This window comes from Mesorhizobium sp. WSM4810, assembly GCF_055811235.1.
Window position 1 is genome coordinate 42,770 of sequence record NZ_JBVVQV010000033.1, and the last position, 19,339, is coordinate 62,108.

Annotated in this window: 14 protein-coding genes; 5 read left to right on the top strand and 9 right to left on the bottom strand. The window is 57.2% G+C overall.

Going from position 1 to position 19,339, the window contains the following annotated elements:
* Positions 1-329 precede the first annotated feature (329 nt).
* From AC0L3O_RS30930 to AC0L3O_RS30940, 3 genes are all read left to right on the top strand, one after another.
* Positions 330-605 carry a hypothetical protein gene (locus AC0L3O_RS30930; RefSeq protein WP_473617514.1) on the top strand — a complete coding sequence of 92 codons (276 nt, stop codon included), beginning with the start codon at positions 330-332 and terminating at the stop codon, positions 603-605.
* A gap of 81 nt (positions 606-686) precedes the next feature.
* Positions 687-1,175 (top strand): VOC family protein, encoded by a 489-nt coding sequence (locus AC0L3O_RS30935; RefSeq protein ID WP_473617515.1) that lies wholly within the window; start codon positions 687-689, stop codon positions 1,173-1,175.
* A 142-nt stretch (positions 1,176-1,317) separates the two neighbouring features.
* On the top strand, positions 1,318-2,505 hold the full coding sequence (locus tag AC0L3O_RS30940; RefSeq protein WP_473617517.1) for an MFS transporter: 1,188 nt from the start codon (positions 1,318-1,320) through the stop codon (positions 2,503-2,505).
* Between the two features lie 212 nt (positions 2,506-2,717).
* Here AC0L3O_RS30940 and AC0L3O_RS30945 read toward each other — a convergent pair whose 3' ends face one another.
* Genes AC0L3O_RS30945 through AC0L3O_RS30960 form a run of 4 tightly spaced genes read right to left on the bottom strand, consistent with a single transcriptional unit; the run spans position 2,718 to position 7,539 of the window.
* Positions 2,718-3,950 carry a phosphorylase family protein gene (locus tag AC0L3O_RS30945; protein ID WP_473617518.1) on the bottom strand — a complete coding sequence of 411 codons (1,233 nt, stop codon included), beginning with the start codon at positions 3,948-3,950 and terminating at the stop codon, positions 2,718-2,720.
* A complete protein-coding gene (locus AC0L3O_RS30950) occupies positions 3,947-4,402 on the bottom strand; it encodes a response regulator (protein ID WP_473617519.1) in 456 nt (151 codons plus the stop codon). The genes AC0L3O_RS30945 and AC0L3O_RS30950 overlap by 4 nt, the downstream gene beginning before the upstream one ends.
* Positions 4,383-7,175 (bottom strand): hypothetical protein, encoded by a 2,793-nt coding sequence (locus tag AC0L3O_RS30955; RefSeq protein ID WP_473617520.1) that lies wholly within the window; start codon positions 7,173-7,175, stop codon positions 4,383-4,385. Before AC0L3O_RS30955 ends, AC0L3O_RS30950 begins: the two co-directional genes overlap by 20 nt.
* 22 nt (positions 7,176-7,197) lie before the next feature.
* On the bottom strand, positions 7,198-7,539 hold the full coding sequence (locus AC0L3O_RS30960; protein WP_473617521.1) for a hypothetical protein: 342 nt from the start codon (positions 7,537-7,539) through the stop codon (positions 7,198-7,200).
* Between the two features lie 501 nt (positions 7,540-8,040).
* Between AC0L3O_RS30960 and AC0L3O_RS30965 the strand changes: the two genes are divergently transcribed.
* The gene (locus tag AC0L3O_RS30965; RefSeq protein ID WP_473617523.1) at positions 8,041-9,648 is read left to right on the top strand and encodes a restriction endonuclease; all 1,608 of its coding nucleotides are present in this window, start codon (positions 8,041-8,043) and stop codon (positions 9,646-9,648) included.
* Positions 9,649-10,530: 882 nt separating this feature from the next.
* Here the strand turns inward: AC0L3O_RS30965 and AC0L3O_RS30970 are convergent.
* From AC0L3O_RS30970 to AC0L3O_RS30980, 3 genes are all read right to left on the bottom strand, one after another.
* Positions 10,531-12,102 (bottom strand): hypothetical protein, encoded by a 1,572-nt coding sequence (locus AC0L3O_RS30970; RefSeq protein WP_473617524.1) that lies wholly within the window; start codon positions 12,100-12,102, stop codon positions 10,531-10,533.
* Between the two features lie 515 nt (positions 12,103-12,617).
* Positions 12,618-12,818, bottom strand: coding sequence for a hypothetical protein (locus AC0L3O_RS30975; protein ID WP_473617525.1), 201 nt, complete (start codon positions 12,816-12,818; stop codon positions 12,618-12,620).
* Between the two features lie 203 nt (positions 12,819-13,021).
* Entirely contained in the window at positions 13,022-13,369 is a 348-nt protein-coding gene (locus AC0L3O_RS30980) for a hypothetical protein (protein WP_473617527.1), read from the bottom strand.
* A 250-nt stretch (positions 13,370-13,619) separates the two neighbouring features.
* Between AC0L3O_RS30980 and AC0L3O_RS30985 the strand changes: the two genes are divergently transcribed.
* A complete protein-coding gene (locus AC0L3O_RS30985) occupies positions 13,620-13,826 on the top strand; it encodes a helix-turn-helix domain-containing protein (RefSeq protein ID WP_473617528.1) in 207 nt (68 codons plus the stop codon).
* Between the two features lie 956 nt (positions 13,827-14,782).
* Here AC0L3O_RS30985 and AC0L3O_RS30990 read toward each other — a convergent pair.
* A complete protein-coding gene (locus tag AC0L3O_RS30990; RefSeq protein ID WP_473617529.1) occupies positions 14,783-15,547 on the bottom strand; it encodes a hypothetical protein in 765 nt (254 codons plus the stop codon).
* Between the two features lie 1,516 nt (positions 15,548-17,063).
* On the bottom strand, positions 17,064-18,836 hold the full coding sequence (locus AC0L3O_RS30995) for an adenylate/guanylate cyclase domain-containing protein (RefSeq protein WP_473617530.1): 1,773 nt from the start codon (positions 18,834-18,836) through the stop codon (positions 17,064-17,066).
* Positions 18,837-19,339 lie beyond the last annotated feature (503 nt).

Here is a 19,339-nt window from a genome sequence, read left to right on the forward strand (position 1 = left end):
CCAGCCCGACGTTTGGCCCGATCTCCTGACGGCTCCCTGTCAGGAGGGCCGTGCTAAACTTCTCCCACGATTGCTGAAGAACAAAAGGTCTTTGACTATGACGAATCGCCGTTTCTCGCCGCTCTCGGATCCAAGGCTCCGCCAGCCGACCGGGCGAAAGACATGCACCTGTACGGGTGGCTGATCGGAAGCTGGGAATGGACACCATACGTCATCTCGATGACGGCACGACCGAGGAATCAACCGGAGAAGTCCATTTCGGCTAGGTGCTGGAAGGTCGCGCAATTCAGGATATCTGGATCAGGCCCAGACGCCCTGCGCCGTCCACCATGTATGGCACGACCTTGCGTATCTTCGATCCCGACATCGGGGGCTGGCACATCATCTGGAACGACCCGCTCAACCAGGACTACTCGCGCCAGATTGGACGAGCCGAGGGTAAGGACATTGTCCAGATCGGCGAGGATTCGCGCGTCCTCAAAGCGCGGTGGCGTTTCACCGAGATCGCGGCCGACAGCTTCCATTGGATCGGCGAGGAAGGATCGTCCGGCAACGATCCGTGGCAAATCACCTGCGAGCATTTTGCCCGCAGAACGGATCCTTGATACCTTGGGCCGGTCCAGCAGAAACTGGCCCTTCCCTTTCCATCTAAGTGAAGCCGCTTTCGGCTCTCTGGACGGGGCCGGATGCGGACCACTATCGCGCATCATTGGCCGTCCGATCGCAATCAAGGAAAGGGTTACGACAATGAGCAACAAGCACTTTTTGCGTGGCATGGCGACGGTGAGCTTCTGGGCCGACGACGTGGCCGCGGCGCGCGACTGGTACGCGGAACTGTTCGGCGTCGAGGCGTACTCCAGCGGCCCGATGCGGAAAACCCCGCCTATGTCGAGTTCCGAATCGGCGACGACGAGGACGAGTTCGGCATCATCGACCGCCGCTACGCACCAGCAGCGATGCAGCCCGGTCCGGGCGGCGCCATACTGCTGTGGCACGTCGACGACATCGAGGCGGCGTTCGCTCGGCTCAAGGCCATGGGCGCCACGGAGTACGATCCGATCACTAAGCGCGAGAACGACTTCGTCACCGCCTCGGTGGTCGATCCGTTCGGCAACGTATTGGGTATCATGTACAATCCGCACTACCTCGATATGCTCAAGTCGCGGACTGCGTAGGCAGACGAGGCCGCGTTCCCACGGGAGACATTCGCCCCTGGTGCAACGGCATACCAGGTTATCGATCGCATTGCGGCTTGGCCGGAAGGAGGGCGGTAGGCTGAAAGTATTCAACGCAGACAGGGCCGGTGCGGCCGGAGTCATGCTCGCGACGCTTGTTGGCGTGGCTGCAATGAGTCAGGTGTTTCGTACTATTGCGGCCATCGTCGCCCCCGGACTGCAACGTGAACTCGGACTCTCGACCGAAGAACTCGGCATCTACGCCGGCGCCTTCCATCTGTCCTTTGCCCTCGCCCAGATACCGATGGGCCTGGCGCTTGACCTTTACGGCGTGAGAAAGACCGTTGGTTCGGCTTTCCTCCTTGCAGTAGCGGGAGCGCTCCTGTCGTCCATTGCAACTGGCTTCCCGGTTTTGATGCTGGGGCAGTTGCTCATTGGCATCGGCTGCGCACCAGCCTTTGTGGGATCGCTGTTCTTTGTAAGCAAACATTTTTCTGAAAAGAGTTTTGCCCGAGTATCGGGTTTGGTTCTCAGCTTCAGCGGCCTTGGGTTACTGGCCACTGGCACGCCGCTGGCATGGGTAGTCGAACAGTGGGGCTGGCGCAGCGCTTTTGTGGCGACAGGCGTCGTTGCGGCGGCAAACTTGGTCTGCATCCTCGTCCTCGTTCGGGATGATCACGGCAAGAACTCAGGCGACATCGCAGGCGCAATTCGAGAGACGCTTGCGATGTTGAAGGAACGGCAGACAAAGGGCATCGTTGCGCTCGCGCTCGTTGGCTATTCGTCCTACATCGCGCTGAGGGGCCTGTGGGCGACACCCTTGTTCATGGAGCGACACGGCTTCACACTGACGGACGTCGGGAATGTGCTTCTCGCCTCATCGATCGCGACCTTGGTTGGCCCACCGCTATTCGGTCTGGTGCGGGCGAAAGGACGCTCACGGCGATACCTGATCTGCGCGAGCATGGCCACTTCCGCCGGGATTTTCCTTATCCTTGCAATCTCCGCCAACTGGATCGTCGATGCTACGATGTGCGTTGCGCTTGGTGCGCTCACCGGCTTCACGATCTTGCAGTTCGCAGACACTAAGAGTGCATATGATCCTCAGGTCGTCGGCCGAGCATTCGGAATTCTGAACACAGCTGTATTCCTCGGCGTTGCCATCATGCAGGGCGCAACTGGATGGGTGGCGTCCACCGCGAGCACGTTTAGCATCAATCAATTCGCTGCTGTCTTCGCGTTCATCGCCGCGGCGTGCCTGCTGGCCATGGTCGCCTTCTTCATGCTTCCCTGGCCAGAATGGGAGGTCGGCAGCAAAACTGATGTTTAGGTATCAACGCCTTGCTAAGTGGACGGTAAGCCAATCCTGATAGTGTCGAATGGGAGGCCGGGCGTGCTTACTCTAGTCGACAGCTACGCGGCCGGAAGCAGCCCGTCTGCCATCGAGCAAAGTTTGCGGGGAGCGGCCGTTCAGTAACCGGCCCGAAGCGGTCACCATGTTATTACACGACCGGGTTTGCGATTTATCGAACAGCTATCAGATCAGGAATTTCGTTCTCCCAGATACGCCTTCACGATTTCCAATGCACAGACTGCGCTCGTATGGGCAGCATAGTCCTGGTAAGTATCGTTCTTCTCCGAATTGGCGAAGTCGCAGACGGACTTCACCACTAACGGGAGAGGCCTTGGTGCTGGCATCTCCGCCACCGTTGCGTAGACGGCGTAAGCCTCCATCTCGACGGCCACCACTTTTCGCTTCGCGCTAGCGAGTTCTTCGAAAAATCCATCATCAGCCCGTACGGCCGCCCCTGACGCCATCGCCCCGATTTCGACGTTTAAGACGCTGTTGATCTTCTGCTTCGTGTATCCTCGGCGAATTTCGTCCAACCTCAATTCATCGGCCTTGATAGCTTCAGCATGCTTACGAAGCATCGGATCCAAAGCGATCTGAACAGGATCGGGAGCGAAACGGAGCGCTTCCCCTTCCTTCTTGTGAAACTTGCCGCTCCCGTAGTCCCAGGAGATGTTGACCACGACGACGTCGCCGAGTTGAATATCACCTTCCCTACCTGCGCATATACCCGTCATGACGACGAGGCGCGGGCGGAAGGCGGCGGAGACTTTCGAGACCGCGGCCGACGTGGCTACCATCCCCATCTGAGCGGCGTGGCAGGCGACGCACCTGAATGTCCTTCCCTCCACGGTGAAGCTTCCCACCCAGTATCTAGTCGGGTCGGTGACACGTTGGAGCTCTTTCCAGCCGCAGTCGAGTGCCAATACCGCTTCGAGCTCCGGTTTGGCGAGCGCGCAGACGAATGCAACATCGTAGTCGTAATCTTGGCCCAACGTGGCCGCTTCGACCGAGGACTTGATATATCGCACCTTGCTGGTCAGTTGATCGATCCAATCGGCGGACTTGGTGTCGAATTTGAGGATGGACCAGAGGCCATTGTTGAAGTCCGCTTCGGATTGGTCGCGGGCATCGTCGTACGACGTAAGCCCGACAATGTACCGGGGCCTAAGGTAAGTGGTCCTAGCAATGATGTCGCGGAGCAGTGTCTGGCCGCCATCTATCTCCGCCTCCGCCAGTCTGGCTTTAGGTATCATGAGGTCCAGAATGAGCAAGTCGAACTGGGTTTTGCGCATCTCCGAGCTAGCGTCGTACGCGTTTGTTACATGCGCGATATCATCCGTAGACGGCACGCCCGCTTCAAGCAGCACCTTGGAAACCGCAGTAGCTTTCGCGATGTCATCATCAACAATCAGGACTTTCATTTCAATTCCAAGCCTTCGATCATCGTTTTCAAACTCTTCTCCCATTCGTTGATCGAAGCATGGTAGTAGACTGCTCCGACATAATGCTCAGGGAATTTCAGTTTGAGGTCGGCATCCAGGTCGTTCAGCCCCGTTACGTTGGGAGCTTCGCCGAAGCTCTCGAACTGAGTGAGGACGATAACTTTGCTCCTACCCGACATCCTGGCCATCTGACGCAGGAATTCCTTTCCGCCGAATGCATGCATACGCCCATCCGGGTCAGGCCCGCTGGAATCGTAGTTCGGCAACGTCATGTCGAGGATCACGAGATCGGGGCTCACGCGCTTGGCCTCACGCAACCCTGTGACAAGCGAGGCGCTGTGTATCACTTCGTCGTCCGCGAAATAGGAATTGAGGAAATCAAGGACCCTGCGCCGCTTGTTCTCGTCGTCTTCAACTACCAAAAACCGCATGATCTCGCTCCTCTGTGGGCTGGCGAATGAACCGGAAGCTGAATTTCAGTTTACAGAAAAATCGTCCGCTTTCCTCGTCAACTCCGAACACGACCGGATCGGGAGCAACCGAGAACGCCATGATTTTGGCGAGCTTGGGGAAGCCAGTACCGCCTTCTCCACTGACGTCCTTGGAGACATCGGCGCTCTTGAGTTTGGTCATCGCCTCCTCTATGGCCCGTCGATGGAGGGAGATGTCACGGCATTCGCTCTGGAACGTCAATTCCAAGATTCCAGGATCGATTTGCTCGAACTCGATGTTGACTGCGGGACGGTCCAGGTCCGCATGTTTCGCCACATTGCCGAAAAGTATGAAGAGCGCGTCAGTGAAAACGGTGAGAGCGTTCGTCATCGGCATATCGAGTTGGCCTGACAGCTCAAGATAGGGGTCGAAATTGGGATTGAGGCGACGCACCATCTGCTTGCCGATTTCCACCAGGACGTCGATCCGCAGCGGAGCGCTCTCCACGGCCTGAGGCACATCGAACCATTCCGCCATTTCGTTGAGTGCATCATGGACCCCGGTCCGCGCGCGGACGAGAGCATCGTTCAGCATGGGCAGGCTCGGAGCGTTCGTTGATTCGACGAAGTGTTGCCCCAATTCGTCGAACAACAAATCGAATTCCTGCCTGAGATCGACGCGGATGTAAGTCTGTACGGTCCCGAGAACGTTGCCCAGGTGGGCCCAGTAGATTTCGAAAAAGGTATCTAGGAACTCGTCGAATTCGAGGATGCTTTGCGCTTCCGCAGAAAACCCCATGACGACCGCGTCGGCGAAACGGTAACTGATAAGTCCCTTTGGCTTCTCCACTCGCCGTATCTGCACGAAATCGGAAGAGAACCGCTCTACGAGCATGTCGTATTTCTTGGAGAAAGCGCCAAGACCTCTGGATACCCGGTCCGCATCGTCATGGCCTACCAATGGCTCGAGGAGTTCGTACCAATGGTCGTTCGCCGCGTAGGATCCCCCGGATGACACGCTCGTCAAAAGGTGCTGTTCCTGCGAGGGGCGTCTTAGCTGGCCCGAGATGGTGCCATGGCGTATCCTCAAGCTCAGATAGCTGTTGATGCCATGCCTGCTGTTGAGACTGCTTTCCCGGCAGAGCTGATCTAGGATTTCCGCGAACAACGCCGAGACCTCATTGTCGGGTATCTCATACGGCTTGGTATCCGAAGCCCCCGAAGCGAGACGATCGAGCATCTCCAGCAAATATTTATCCGAGACCGTCTCCATTCCCGCTTCGGTAAGGGCTCGGAAGCGATCGAACTTGCCTCTGAGATTTTTTCGGGCCCAGTCCCGTATCGGCTCCTCGTCCATGGAAATCTTGCTTCGATCCAGGGACTTGATTGCCTTAACCACCTCTTGGCGGCGCAGGATGAGCTTGATCTCTTCGTCGTAGACTTCAGCCCGTTCTGATGACAACGATTTGAGGGTTGCCAAGATCGCTAGCCGTTCCTCATCCAGCTCGAACTGGGTCCCGTAGGTGAGCGAAAGGCTCAGCATGTCCTCCGTGCAGATCGCCCACAGTAGAAAAATCAGTTTATCCACGTCGTCGACACGGCTCGGTTGCAATTCTGAAGGGCGGAGCACGCCGCTGTCATCGAGGAACCGCTCGACCGCGTAGGAAAGTGAAGACCTGAATTCACGGTCGAAATTCTCGGCCAGTAGCCAAGTTGCCAACGCCATGTTCGTGGAGCCAGAATACCTTCCAACGGTCTGATCATCGAGGCGCGCGGCGAGGCGCTGGAGCGGCAGCCATTGAAGAAGGCCGTTGTCACGTCGATAGAGCTCGGCGACTAGGTCCACAGCCGAGTTGATCCTGCCCGACGCCAGAAGTCCCTCGATCTCGCACCACGTTGCGAGCCGGGTCGCCGGAAGACCTCCGGATCGAGCCGTTTTCAGCACTTCCACCGTCGACAGGTTATCCTTGGCCCGTGCCAGCACAGACATCGTCCACCAAGCTTGAGAGCGGTCTTCCATCGCGCCAGGTTGAAGGGACGGATCGAAGCGGTGAAAGTTGGCCACAAGGGCCGGACATCCTGCCGAAGTCGTCAGGACCCCGGCGTAGTGAGGCACCAGCGGATCTGGAAGGTATGGGATTATGGTAGGGTCGTGGTCGTTGTTGGCCATGAATCTACGTCGTTGGGTGGCAGCGTCGGCCAGCGAAGACGGAGTGTCCGACAGCCTTGAGATCGCTGTGGCGAATTCTCCGATATTGAACCGAGGAAAAAGAACCGCATGGCGCAGAATATGCTCCCGAGCCGTATCCAGCTTTTCAGGCCGCAACTGTACATCCGCCATGGACGCCGCCAAGTCTTCGGAGACGTTTTCGACCTTGGGAGCAAACCCCAGGTTTGAGGCGAAATGAACCTGGTGCAGATTTCCTGCAGCCGGAAGTCCTTCGATGCCGAAGCCGATCAACCTCTCATCGAACTCGAAATCGACTGCGTCGAAATTATCCGCGGCTGCCAAATTGCCCATGAGATATGAAAGCTTGAGCATCCTGATGTCTCCAATTTCCGACATCAGCGGCAATACATATTGATAGAGTAGGCCAGCGGTAGGGCTGCCCTCCGCAGCGCTCACGCGCGCCAAGTGGACCAGGCATTCATAAAGATCCAAAACCGACAATGTTTGAGCCTGCGCCAACATCTCGGCTTCGTCGCCGTCCTCGATGTCGCTGTTGGCGAGTTGGTAGTTGAGAAAGCGTTTGCCAGGGGCATCGGTCCACACCCGATGTATGTGTCCAGCGATCTCAGAAAGAAACCTGCTCGGATTCTGGTCGTTTTCGGAACGGACCCCAAACCAATAAGAAATAAAAGAGGGCGGCGACCGATGCACCACTCGATGTCTGCGACGCGATCCATGACTTCTGCGCTTCAAGTCCATGGACCAGACTTGTTAAGGCGATGCGCGCCGAAAGCATTTCTAGCGACCAACAAACTTCGCCGTTGATCTCGTCAACCAACACGATCGCGTCTTCGTAACGCGATTGCTCAAGGCAATTCTCAAGGTTCTGACGCAGATCGACATAGCAGCGTAGCTTGTCCAGCACTGCCCGCAGAGTGCCGAGCGCCCAAGCCAATTCGCGTTCCAAGGACACGGCAGCCAGCGAAGGCACCGAGCTGATTTGTGTGAGCGCTCGGGGGACAAGCCCATCTAGGGGTGAACGATGACGCTGGCTGCGAACGACCCAGCCGGCAATGGTGGGCAAGGTGCCAATAGGTGACGAAGCCCTCAAGTGCGCGATGGAAATCTTCGGGTCGATCCCGCCCCGGACCGCGTTCCGCCAACCGGAATGAGGGGGAGGAGGTCTTTTTCTGCTTAGCGGCAAATTGAAGTCCTCGTCGAAAGAACTTCGATTACATTTCAAACTACATCAATCAAGTGTGCTGCACGATGTGCTCGCGAAATTCCACAGTGTAATTTGAGTGATCAGAATTTCCAGATCATGCAAGTGGCTCAATATGCAAGAGGGGCAGTCCTGATGTCCGCTGCTGGCGCAGCATGCAAACTCACCAGAGGGGCTGATGTCCGCTCGTGGGGAGCCGGTCGCCGTAGTCTCTGCGTCCAATATCAGGATGCACGGTGGTTTGCGATGCCGACATTGAGGCAACCCGCAACGTCTCGACCGGCCCAAAACCTGCCATTGACCCGTCTTTCGCGGCGCGACGTCCGTACAGCGGGAATTGAGCGTTTCTACAAAACGCCGAGAGTGTTATTGCTTTTCACTATGAGTAGAGCCAGACCAACAAGAACAACGAACCCAATCCATTTCGAAGACCTTGACCCCAAGCGTTTCGAGGACCTGGTCCGTGAGCTGATCTATGACTTCCGGGAATGGCAAACGATAGAGGCCACGGGCAAGGGCGGGGACGATGACGGCTTTGATATCAGAGCCTACGAACGCGCCACGACAACCACCATTGACGATGACGGTAACGAGGTTGTCCGCCCAATGGACGGCTACGCGTGGATGATCCAGTGCAAGCGCGAAAAAGCAATTCCCCCCAGCAAGATAAAGAAAATCCTAGAGGACATCGCTCCAGACAATCCGCCATACGGGTATATCCTGGTTGCCGCGACAAACTTCTCGAAGAAGGCCTACGACGCCTTCCGCGATGAACTCACCAAGTTAGGCGTCTTAGAGTTCTATCTTTGGGGCAACGCGACGCTCGAAACCGAGCTCCATCAACCGAAGAACGATAGAATCCTATTCACATTCTTCGGGATATCGAACGTCCTGCGGAGAAGATCACGCGCTACAGAAATCAGGTCCGAAGTCACGAACAAGAACCGCGTTATGCGAGTGCTCGGAGATAGCCCCGCGCGTTCTTGGATTCTAGCGCGAGACTCGAAAGACAGGCACTATCCGTATGAATCCGAGTATGCGGATTTTGCCGAAAGACCCCGTTGGAAGGGCTTTGAGGTTGTCGAACTTCACCCACGCGGCGTGATCGTATTGATGAAACGGTGCTATGCGTACTTTGACGAGTCGGAGAAGACCTTTGATCTCGCCGAGCCGCCTATAGTGCTTCGAAACCCATACGATAGAACGCGCGACACAGAAAGCGACCGAGAAGAACGAGAGAAGCTTGATCTTGTCAGGAATTATTGGGAAAGGCTGCGTCAGCAGAGCCAAGCAATGTTTCATCTTAAGGGCATTATTCGTTACGAGGATATGCTTGTGATCGATGATAAAGGCGATAGCTGGAACGAGATTCCACACATATTTGTCGACTTCGTAGATGGGTCTCCAGTGTCCGGTACGCTTGCGTACTTAGAAAAGGGACAGCGGGAAATCGGCCTAGATGGTTTCTCCCGAGTGGCTATCTTCCCCAAGTCTTTTCCCGAACCAGAGTTCGGAAAAATCTACGACGAGGAAGGGCTGGCTTTGCCCGAAGGGCTCTGTGAGCAATATGTGAACTTCGGCGGCGGCGACCTGGATAAGCTGTTCGATGTTGATGGACGATTTGCGCACCTGAAACCAAGCGATGTTGCTGTCGTTCGGTTCGGACAAAAAGACGACCGTTTCGTCCAGATCACTCATCGGTACGACTTGTCGGGCGACGATCTACTACGAGATCATCCCCAGATGGTTTGGCAGGTGAAGCAACACATCGGTCGAGATCCATTGGCGGATGATGTAATCCAAATCCTGGAGTGCCGCAGCTGTTACAAGCACCAATGGGAAGGCCAGCATTAGCCCTGCCCAAACCTTGGCGGGCATTAAATCAACCGCGGTGAATGGCCGCTTTCGAGCAGAGGGTCTGGAGACGTGAGCGACCGGGATTGGGCGCAAAGCTGTCGTGGTTTGACATCCAAAAGCATACTGCAACGCGTTGGATTTCATTTTGGTTTTAGATGCGCCCGAGTTCTGCGGCGATATTCCAATTGCCCGCGGCCTCGACCCAGCTTTTCGTTTTGCTGCCTCGCTTTCGCCCTAGGAGACGCCAGCAATCTTCTTCTCAGAAATATCCTTCGATAGTGCGCTTGCAAACCGGCAGAAACAGCAGCGTCAATGGTATGCCGCACTCGGCCGCTGAAAGCGGGTTTTGCAACGGGTTGCACCAACCTCAACCCGTGAGGCGAACCCGCGCGATATGGTCGCCACCTTGGTTCAGTCAAACGTCACTTTGCCGTCATCCAGGCTTTGCATCGGCGCGCTCGCGTTTGCTGGTGGCGGGCAGCCGCTAAGAGCAGTGCAACTGGTTGCACCAAACTGACCCATCTTGGGTGATTAGGGCTCCGCCAGAACGGGCAAGGAGCGCCAACTACGGACATCGCCAAGCCACTACTCGGACGTCGCGTTTGGGGGCCGAAAGCGGAACGGCAGGTCCCTCCATCTAAGCCATGTTACAGACATTCACATCAATCCACCTACGCGGGATCGTCCGGTTGTCAGGCCAGCGCCAAGAGTCCAAGCCCCTCCCGCACCAGTCTAAGCGGGCCGCCGATGCGGCTCTGGCGATACATGTAAACACACAGGTACCGTAGCTGGATCCGACCATCCGAGATGCAAACCATGTCGCACGTCTGCCTCGGTGAGCGAGCTGCGGTTGTTGTCCTGCTGTGCGTGGCTCACGGATCAGCTCCACTGGCTCGGGTCGAAGGGGGGAATATCGAGGATTTCCCCGGTGTAAGGTCCGATCTCGTCATCCAGATCAGGGAATGAAGGACCCGTGCTCTTGGCCTTCTCCTCGACAGGCTTCCGGGCCTTGTCGGCCCATGCCTGTTTCTGCGCCGCCTGGAGCTTGTCGTAGGCAGCCTGGGTCTGGTGCAGGATGTCGGTGTTGCGGACCTTGATCTCGCGCTCCTGGGCCTTGGCCCGGTTGGCGCCTTGCGTCTCGCCGATCTTCTTCAGGGCGTTCTCGCGGGAGAGGCCGGCGCGCATCAGCCGCTTGATCTCGCCATCCTCGCCGACAGACAGGGTGGCGTCGCGGTAGCGGTTGCGCTCGGCGAAGGCGTCGAGGAAGCTGGGGAAGAATTTACTACCGATCAGGAAGCGCTGCGAGGGCATCTTCGGGGCGGGTGCCTTGGTCATCCATGCGAACTTGTCGGCCACGATCGCCTCCCAGTGGCGGATGGTGAAGTCCAGGAAATCATGCCGGCCGGCGTTGTCCTTGAGCATGTGCGAGGCCAGCACGGCGCGCAGTTGGAAGCCGTCACGCTTGGTCATGAGCGGGGCGGGGATGCCCGGGTAGGTCTCCTCCCAGGCGGCGAGGAAGGTGGCCTGGTAGGCATCGGCGGTATCCTTCTGGCGGATGGCGGCGAGGCGTTGGGCGCGGTCCTCGGCGGAATGGATGGCGGTGTCGCGGATGATCTCGGCGGCGGTCGGCGCGGGCGTGGGGCAAGCCTCTTCGTGCTCTTTGGCGGTCAGGACTGTCTGACCTACCCCGCCTAGCTCTTCCTGTTCCTCTTCCGAGAAATCACCCCCGGTCGGCGCAGCCGTCCGGTAGTTCTCGGGTTGTTTCCCTTCGGGTTGTTTAAGGGGTTGTTTAATAGAACCGTCAGATTGACGTTTATTCGGCCCCAAATTGACGGTTATAGGAGCGGCATATACGTCAGCCTGACGGTTATCACTCTCCGCCTCGTCCTCTATATCCGTCAAATTGACGGTTAAAGGGCTCCCATAAACGTCAGGCTGACGGTTATGAAGTTCGGGACCCTGGCCCATATCCGTCAATCTGACGTTTATAGGGGACCCGAACTCCTCGTCGATCTCGGTGAGTTTGCCTGCCAGGCGCTTGGGAATGGGGAGCTTCATGATGCCTTCTGCCGGGGTCCAGTGCAGATTGAGGGTGATCTTGGTGGCGCGGTGCCGGACGGCGAACACAAAGATGGCGCCCCGTTCCCTGAGGCGCTTGATTAATCGTTCGAGCGTGCTTTTGCTGTAGCCGACGGGCGTCAGCCGCCACGGCCATTCCTCGTGATCCGAGCGGACGCCCTCGATCATCTGATCCAGGGTGACGTCGAGGATGGCGCGGCCCCACTGGATGGTGTTGTCGTAAACATAGGCGAGAAAGTCCCGCTCGTCCGGTAACAGGTGTGGGCGCCAGACGCGCTCCATCACGTTACGGATGGCGAGCTTCTCCGAGACAGAGAAGTCCTGATACATTTTAGCGGTGTGACTTTGATTACCCACTGCATCGACTTTCATGTGTACGAATTAATTTCCAACTCAACAAATCCAGCAAGTAATACGGCCGTTCAGAAGCCGGGCTCAATGCGTGAGCCACTCAAAAGCGGCTACCTGAGCGAACATCAGTTCTGCGCTAAGACGAACAGGTAAGCTTGCAGGATTAGGAGTGAAAACCAAAAGAAGCCAGAGCGAAAACTAGGGGACACTAAATAGCGCTCCCTAACGGCTAAAGGCCGTCCAAGCGGAGAAGGGGAATGAACTGGTGCCACGATTAGCTGAAAAGGGCCTAACAGGACAAAGTGGCGCAATAGCGTGATGTGGAGGTCGAGTATTCGCTGGCCGCGGTGCGAGAATTCCCGCTCTTTCGGAAAGAGGGCTGGGGGTCGAATGGGACAGGACGGGCCCAGCAAGGGGAAAAGAGCGGAACAAAATTGGGCCTGAACATTCTGACCTAAGGCGCACAGGACCGATTTCCCAACGTCCTCTTTAACTCGACAACCGAGCGGCGAGCTCTTCGAGGCTGCCACCCACCATCACGCGGCGGCGAGCAAAATCAATACAAGGACTATGTTTAAGACGAGTAAAAGTTGGACGCAGCGGAGGTGTGACTCAAGTTTGGTAACGGTGACATTTTTAGGAGAGATATTGTCAACGCGTGCAGCTTCCTGCGCCAATTCATGGGGGACGTTCACCGAGCGCAAGGCAGCGTAGAGTTCTCCGTAGACCAAGGCCACTGTCGCCCTCCTTGCAAACGAAATTTGCGTCGAACAGGCCGTGTGAACGGCATAAGGCTACCTACCGCATAGCAAGCTTACGATACAAACTCGAGAGAAAGTGAACTTGCTTCCGCGCCGTAGTTCGCTCGCTATCCGTAAGGATTCTGCAATTCATACGTAGGTTGGGTAACAAGCGCATCACCAGCGCAATGACTGCGTCGTCAGTCTTGGTCGAACTCATCTGCATTCCTCTTGTTCTCTGGTTGTTGGTCCAACTGGAGAGCTCGCTTTTGCGGACTTATAGGCGAACCAATTTCGACATATTGGGCACGCTCCCTATCCTGGTTCTGCCTCTCTTTTTCTTTCTCTTTCTCTTCTGCCGCCGTTCGGGCTTTCTGCCGCTTTCGCTCTGCTTCGTCATCAGCACGTTGCCTGATCAGCGGCAGTTCCGCACTCGAAACCAAGGGTATTGAATTGCTGTGTCGGCAACTCTGCTTCGGCAGTGGCCCATACCGGATGAGAACTATGTTGCCTTGGTCATCGTAAGCGTAGTCATCAATGTGGGACATGAGAGTTCTTCGTTAAGATCGGGACAAGTTTCGTACCCAATCGCCGTTCTCGGGTGCCGCTTTTGCGATGGCCTCGTGATTGTCGCCGAAGGGGTTCAGGGGGTGCCCGCGAAACAATACCGTCTTGCTTCCCTTTCATACTCCGCAGACAATGAGTGACATACCCCTGCATTTGCTTTTCACCGAAGTCAAGCGGTATTGTCACTTATCGTCTGTAGACCGATAGTCGACTGACCTTGACCCTGTTGGCGTGGACATTCGCGAACGCCTCGCCCGAAACTTGCGCAAAATGCGGCAGCAGAAAAACTTGTCGCAGGAGGCTTTTGCACACGACGTCGGCATCCACCGCACCTACATATCCGACCTCGAGCGTGGGGCCAGGAATCCAACCATTACGATCATCGATAAACTTGCGCGGTACCTGGGCGTAACACCAGGGGCTTTGTTGGACGAATAGATCTAACCGCTATCGTGTTCCTATCTGAAGCATAGCGTGCCGCGCGGATCACCGGAACCGGATGGAAGTTCTCCCGTGCGTAGCGCTGCATTGTCTGCACTTTTTGCGGGAAGCGTCATTTACTGCCATCCAATGCGCCGTTGGCACGCCGTTCGATGGGCTTACAGATTGCAACTCTTCCAATGGCGCCGCCTCGGGACGGCCGACCAGGTCGATACTTGCGGCTAAATCAGCAAACGAACGTGACGCCCTTTGTAAAAAATCAGCAGAACGGTGCAACCCGTTGCAAAAAGTGGCGCGAAGCCAGTGCTCGGGAACGGCTCGTTATGGGACGATTTTGCAACCCGTTGCAAAATCGCGCTGTTTGTCGACAGTCCTAAGGCGGGCCTGGTCAACCTTTGATGCTATCCCGACGTCTGGGCCATGCAGTGGAATGCTAGAACAGGATCAAGGGGCGTCGCTTTTGCGCCGTGGTCAACGTCGGCTCCTGGCGCCCGAAACAGCCATCGCAACACGTGTCTTTTAACGGCGAAATGGTGATGGTTTTTCCACGGGGAAATCATTTCCATCTTGGAAGCAGATGGACATGGCGTCTACGGCACCTATTAGTGAGAAGCTGACATTCAGATCCCACCCTATCTCGCTAGCTACACAGAAATCCGCCCGTTCGGCACGACGAGCATGACCGCCATCCTATTCAAGTCAAGTTCGGTTGGCAGCGGTACGTGGAGGTCAGCTGTCGACAGGCCACCATGCCCTGTACGCTGCCGGTGCGGCTAGCATTGTCATCCGGAAAACCGAGGATGGTCTTTCATTCGCCGCCACCGCGCGTCAGTGCTTGACTCCCATTCGAGCGCGCAACGTCGCTGTGACGTGATCCTCGTGCGGCTCAAAGAAATCGATCGCGTCACTACTCCTCGATTGAAGGCTGATCGTCATCCAGTTCTCGCCACCTACTAGGACGCGAGTGACAAGCTCGGCGACCTGACTGGCCTGCTCAACAGTCGCCGGATCGAGTTTGAAACGTCATCGAGCAGCGTGCGGACGTCCCATAGGGGAACGGTCCCATGGTCGACGGGGCTGCGTCGCATCGCTCCCGTAAGGATACCTCCATCGATAGCGCAGGACAGCGATGACATCTTCAAGAAACTCAACCGATGGTCAGGACGCGCAAGATCGGCAGCAACGGTCGCGATATGCAGAGCAGCTAACCCAGCCTCGGGGGTACACCATTGCTCAGAACGCTCGCGTAGGCGCCCGATGGTGTGATCGGAAAGGTAAACAGATGGGACGACATCAAAAGCGTCGCGCTTGCTGCGCTTCGTTGTGAAGGTGGCGCATAGCGCAGTTACTCCTCTTTCGTGCTCCAGCCCTTCAAGCGGATGGCTGCCATGCACCAGCATGCGCAGATCGAATATCGATGCCTGCCGGCTGCCTTCCGAAATTAGCGCTATGCGAAAACCACGATCAGAGGGAGAGAGGCGCTCCATACGAGTAGCGGCGGCATCAAGTAGCCTTACCCGTCGCGGCGGCGATCCTTCATCCATGAACGCGTGACGCAGCGCTACTTGCGCATCGCGCCACGTCGTCGCCTTGCCGCCGGGATCGAGCATAGGCGCGCCTATCCGCTCTCGTCGAGCAATCTCGTAAGCCAGATTTTTCGCGTAGATGCGCGCTTCGGTACTCAGTTTGCCAGGCGACTGTCTCATGACGGCGTCCATAGCGCATTCCCAGCTTTGAGGATAGGCGAGCGGTCAAGGCTCGGCGAGATCGAGAGGCGGCACACTGCGGCGCGGAGTGGATAGCGCGCACGTCGCGCGAACGAAAAGAGCCCCGATCGCTGGGACGCCTACATTTCCGCCTTCGTTGAAGCGAGTAGACCATGACCATGACCAGCAGGATGAGGCCGACGATAGCGTGTTATATCTCACCGACCTCCCGCTCCTCCCCGCTTCTTTGATCCAGCATTGCCGCCGCCAAAGATCGACGCCCGACAGCAGCCGACTTCTTCCGGCTCTCCGCCAGCGATAGCGTCTCGTATCGACGATCTGGGCCGGCCAGTGGGCGGATTCAAAATGAGGTTAACGGCAATTTTGCCAAGGCCGTGATCAATGACGAATGGCTTGGGGCCAGGCGCTTTACTCGGCTGATATGAGACCACATTGAATCCCCCGGCATGTAGCTGAGCGGAACACAGGCCTGATACAAAGCCTCAAAAGCTTTCTTCGCGATCCGAAGATTGATTTCTCCACTATATTAGCGCTCTCAGACGTCGCAACAATCTTGTAGGCGCTGCCGCCGTTGACCGCGTTCCGATCCCGTGAGCGGTAACACCTTTCGACGTCCTTTCGTGTTATCTGATGACGCGCATCATGACGCTGAAGGGCTGAGCGAAAGCATATGCAACGCGTTGCATTTCATTTTGGTGTTGAAGATGCGCAACCTGAGTTCTGCGGCGATACTCGAATAGCCCGCGACCTCGACCCCGCTTTTCGCTTTGCTGCCTCGCCTTTACCCCAGGAGACAACCCGCAATCTTCTCAGAAATATCCCTCAACAGTACGCTTGCAAAATCGGCAGAAACAACAGCGTCAATGGTATGCCGCACTCAGCCGCTAAGCGGTTTTGCAACGGGTTGCACCAAGCTTGTTCTGCGATAAGGCTAGGGCGTTGAGTCTCTCGTCGGTTATGATCGTGCCCACTGGCGTGGTGTAGCTGACAGAATTGGACGCCGTGCTCGCCGGCATGGGCTGGACTGATCAGCGCGCCACTGCCCGGCAGGCTGATGAGCGGATCATCGCTCATCTGACGTCGCCGAAGCTCAGGTTGGCGGTGACGATGACGGTGGTCGCTCGTCGCCTTATCCCGGCACATCAGTGGTGGCCAGTGCTAGAGAGCGCCAAATTTGCAACGCGTTGCACCAACCTCAACTCAGTGTGGCGAATTCCGGCGCGATATGGTCGCGATCTTGGCTCTGAAGAAAGTGAATCGAACTTCACTTTGCGGTCACCCAGGCTTTGTATCGGCGCGCTCGCGTCTGCTGGTCCAGCGCAGCCGCTAAGAGCTGTTTGCAACTGGTCGCAACAAACTGACCCATCTTGAGTGGATTAGGGCTCCCCCAGAACGAGCAAGGAGCGCCAACTACGGACATCGCCAAGCCACTACTCGGACGTCGCGTTTGGGGCCGAAAGCAGGCTGGCAGCTCGTGTTTCCAAAGGCAGGGAAGCGGACATCAAGCTTAGAGCCTAGCCTTGCGCGGCACACCATTCGGATTGGGAGCCAAATCCGGTCTGTCTTTCGTCTCGACATTAAAGACGCGAACGAGCCCGTCGAGACCTTTGAGTTGGCGAGTGCCGAGGTCGACGATCGGTATTTTGTCATGCAAATGGCGCGCTACGGAATAATCGATGAGTATTTGTCGATCCACAGCGGACGAACACAGCCGCGACGCCAGGTTAACGACATTGCCGATCGCGGTGTAGTCAACGCGGGCTTCGTAACCAATGCGCCCCACCGTTGCCCACCCCATCGCAAGCCCCATGCCGAAGCCAATCTGATAGCCACGCTGCCGCCACCCAGATATGAGTCCTTGAATTGCTTCCTGCATGTCGACAGCCATTTTTACGGCATGAAGCGCCGGCTCTTCGCATGGAACCGGGGCGTTGACGAGAATCATCAATCCATCCGCCGAAAAACTGGTCAGCGTCACCTCATACCGGGTGATGATCGCGCCGAGCGCCTCGTAGTACTCACGCAAGAGCTGCATGATGTCCTCAGGCGCAGCGTGCGCCGAAAATGCGGTGAAGCCACGCAAATCGCAAAAAACAGCGACCACTTCCGCGCGCTGTCCGGCGAGCATTCTCTCGTCGCCAGCCTTTTCCACGAGCTCCGCCACCTGTGGCGCCAGGAAGCGCTTCAAACGTGCCATTCGCTCAGCGCGGTCCCGCGATATGGCGAGTTCCTGCGCCATTTGGTTGAACCGCGCAGCCAGCCGCTCGAGTTCGTCTCCACTGATAATATTGATCCGATGATCGAATTGCCCGGCACCGATCTTGAGGGCGCCTTCTTCCAGCAATCGGATGGGCCCGCTCATCCGTCTGGCAAGCCAATAGGCGAGTACCGCCGCAAGGACTGTGGCGGCGAGGAACAACCCGCCGGTCCGCCACAATGAAGCGTATAGGGGTGCAAAAGCCTCTGCCTGCGACTGCTCGACAAATACCGTCCACCCGGCCGCGGCAACGGGCGCGCCAGCGGTCACAACGCGTTCATTCTCGGCGTTGCGGTTTGCAATCGCAGTGCCGCCCGCGGTGGCGATCGCATCCCGCAATCCGCGCAGGGCCAAAGCTGCTTTCTCGCCGACGCCCTGCATCACTTTGCTGATCGCGGGGTGAGCGATGAGGTGGCCGGACTGGTCGACGACAAGTGCCTGGCCGCTGCGGCCCACGCGGATTTCGGAAACGATGAGCCAGATAGGCTTCAGGCTGATTTCGGCGATGATCGTGTTTTCTAGGACTGTATCGTCGTAGTTCGCCATCGCCATGGTTACCGACGGTTCGGAACCCTGGCGATAGGCGACCGGGCCATACCAGACCTTAGCCGTCCTGGCGCCCACGACAGCGGGATCGCCCGAGCGATCCGCCCCGCCTTCCGTCCTGTTCGAGCCCGTGCGCGAGACGTGCAGCCGTTCCGCGCCGGCGCCGTCGACGAAACTGATGCTGAGAATTCCCGGGACCTGGTGCATCACGCGTACGACAAGGAGCCGAAGCTGTTTCACGCCGGCCTGGGCCGACACGTCCTCGGGGATCGTGGAGCCGAGCGGAATCTTGATGCCGTCGAGAAAGCTCTCGATCCTGTCGGCCGCCGATGTTGCCTCGGACCGCAGCAGGGCACTGAGGATCGCACGCTGGTCGACATAGCTGAACCACGTTTCGCTGATGCCACTAGCAGCCATCGGAAAAACGACCGCCGCGAACAAAACCAGAAAGTATTTCCGGAATAGCGATCGACGCATGGGAGCGGCTTTGGCCCCACAAAAGCGACCGACGAGAAGTCGGACAATTCAATAGAGAAAGATACCCGAAGTTCCGTCCAATTGGTATGGGTGGGGGCGTCCACCACCCAAATGTCTCCACCACGCTAGGTCCGTTCGTGTCGTTTGAACACAAAGCTGTCAGCGGTCTGTGGAGCTTCATCCACTTTCGGCGTGGATATGGCCGGGCTAATAAGCGCAATCAGGCGCATTGCGGACCAACAGCGTTGGGCCGTATGCGGACCGGAAGCTTCAGGAAAAAAGGCCTCCTAGGCGGGGAGTCCGCATGCCGCCGAAAGCAATCCGGCAGCTTCGGGCCGCGCATCTTCAAGAGCGGACATTCAGGTTAGGTATGGGCATCGTCGTGACGTGACCCAATCCCGACCTTCCTGCGTTGGAATCTTTCCTAAAAGCCGACGTTGGGTGCGACCGGCGCTCATGACGCGATCCGCATCTTGCCACACGCGCCCGGCCTCGTTTTTGAA

What these genes read in the sequence shown, in the direction of transcription:
- AC0L3O_RS30930 (WP_473617514.1), top strand. Translation starts at nt 330, where the DNA reads ATGTATGGCACGACCTTGCGTATCTTCGATCCCGACATCGGGGGCTGG.
- AC0L3O_RS30935 (WP_473617515.1), top strand. Translation starts at nt 687, where the DNA reads ATGCGGACCACTATCGCGCATCATTGGCCGTCCGATCGCAATCAAGGA.
- AC0L3O_RS30940 (WP_473617517.1), top strand. Translation starts at nt 1,318, where the DNA reads ATGCTCGCGACGCTTGTTGGCGTGGCTGCAATGAGTCAGGTGTTTCGT.
- AC0L3O_RS30945 (WP_473617518.1), bottom strand. Translation starts at nt 3,950, where the DNA reads ATGAAAGTCCTGATTGTTGATGATGACATCGCGAAAGCTACTGCGGTT.
- AC0L3O_RS30950 (WP_473617519.1), bottom strand. Translation starts at nt 4,402, where the DNA reads ATGCGGTTTTTGGTAGTTGAAGACGACGAGAACAAGCGGCGCAGGGTC.
- AC0L3O_RS30965 (WP_473617523.1), top strand. Translation starts at nt 8,041, where the DNA reads ATGCCGACATTGAGGCAACCCGCAACGTCTCGACCGGCCCAAAACCTG.
- AC0L3O_RS30970 (WP_473617524.1), bottom strand. Translation starts at nt 12,102, where the DNA reads ATGAAAGTCGATGCAGTGGGTAATCAAAGTCACACCGCTAAAATGTAT.
- AC0L3O_RS30980 (WP_473617527.1), bottom strand. Translation starts at nt 13,369, where the DNA reads ATGTCCCACATTGATGACTACGCTTACGATGACCAAGGCAACATAGTT.
- AC0L3O_RS30990 (WP_473617529.1), bottom strand. Translation starts at nt 15,547, where the DNA reads ATGGACGCCGTCATGAGACAGTCGCCTGGCAAACTGAGTACCGAAGCG.
- AC0L3O_RS30995 (WP_473617530.1), bottom strand. Translation starts at nt 18,836, where the DNA reads ATGCGTCGATCGCTATTCCGGAAATACTTTCTGGTTTTGTTCGCGGCG.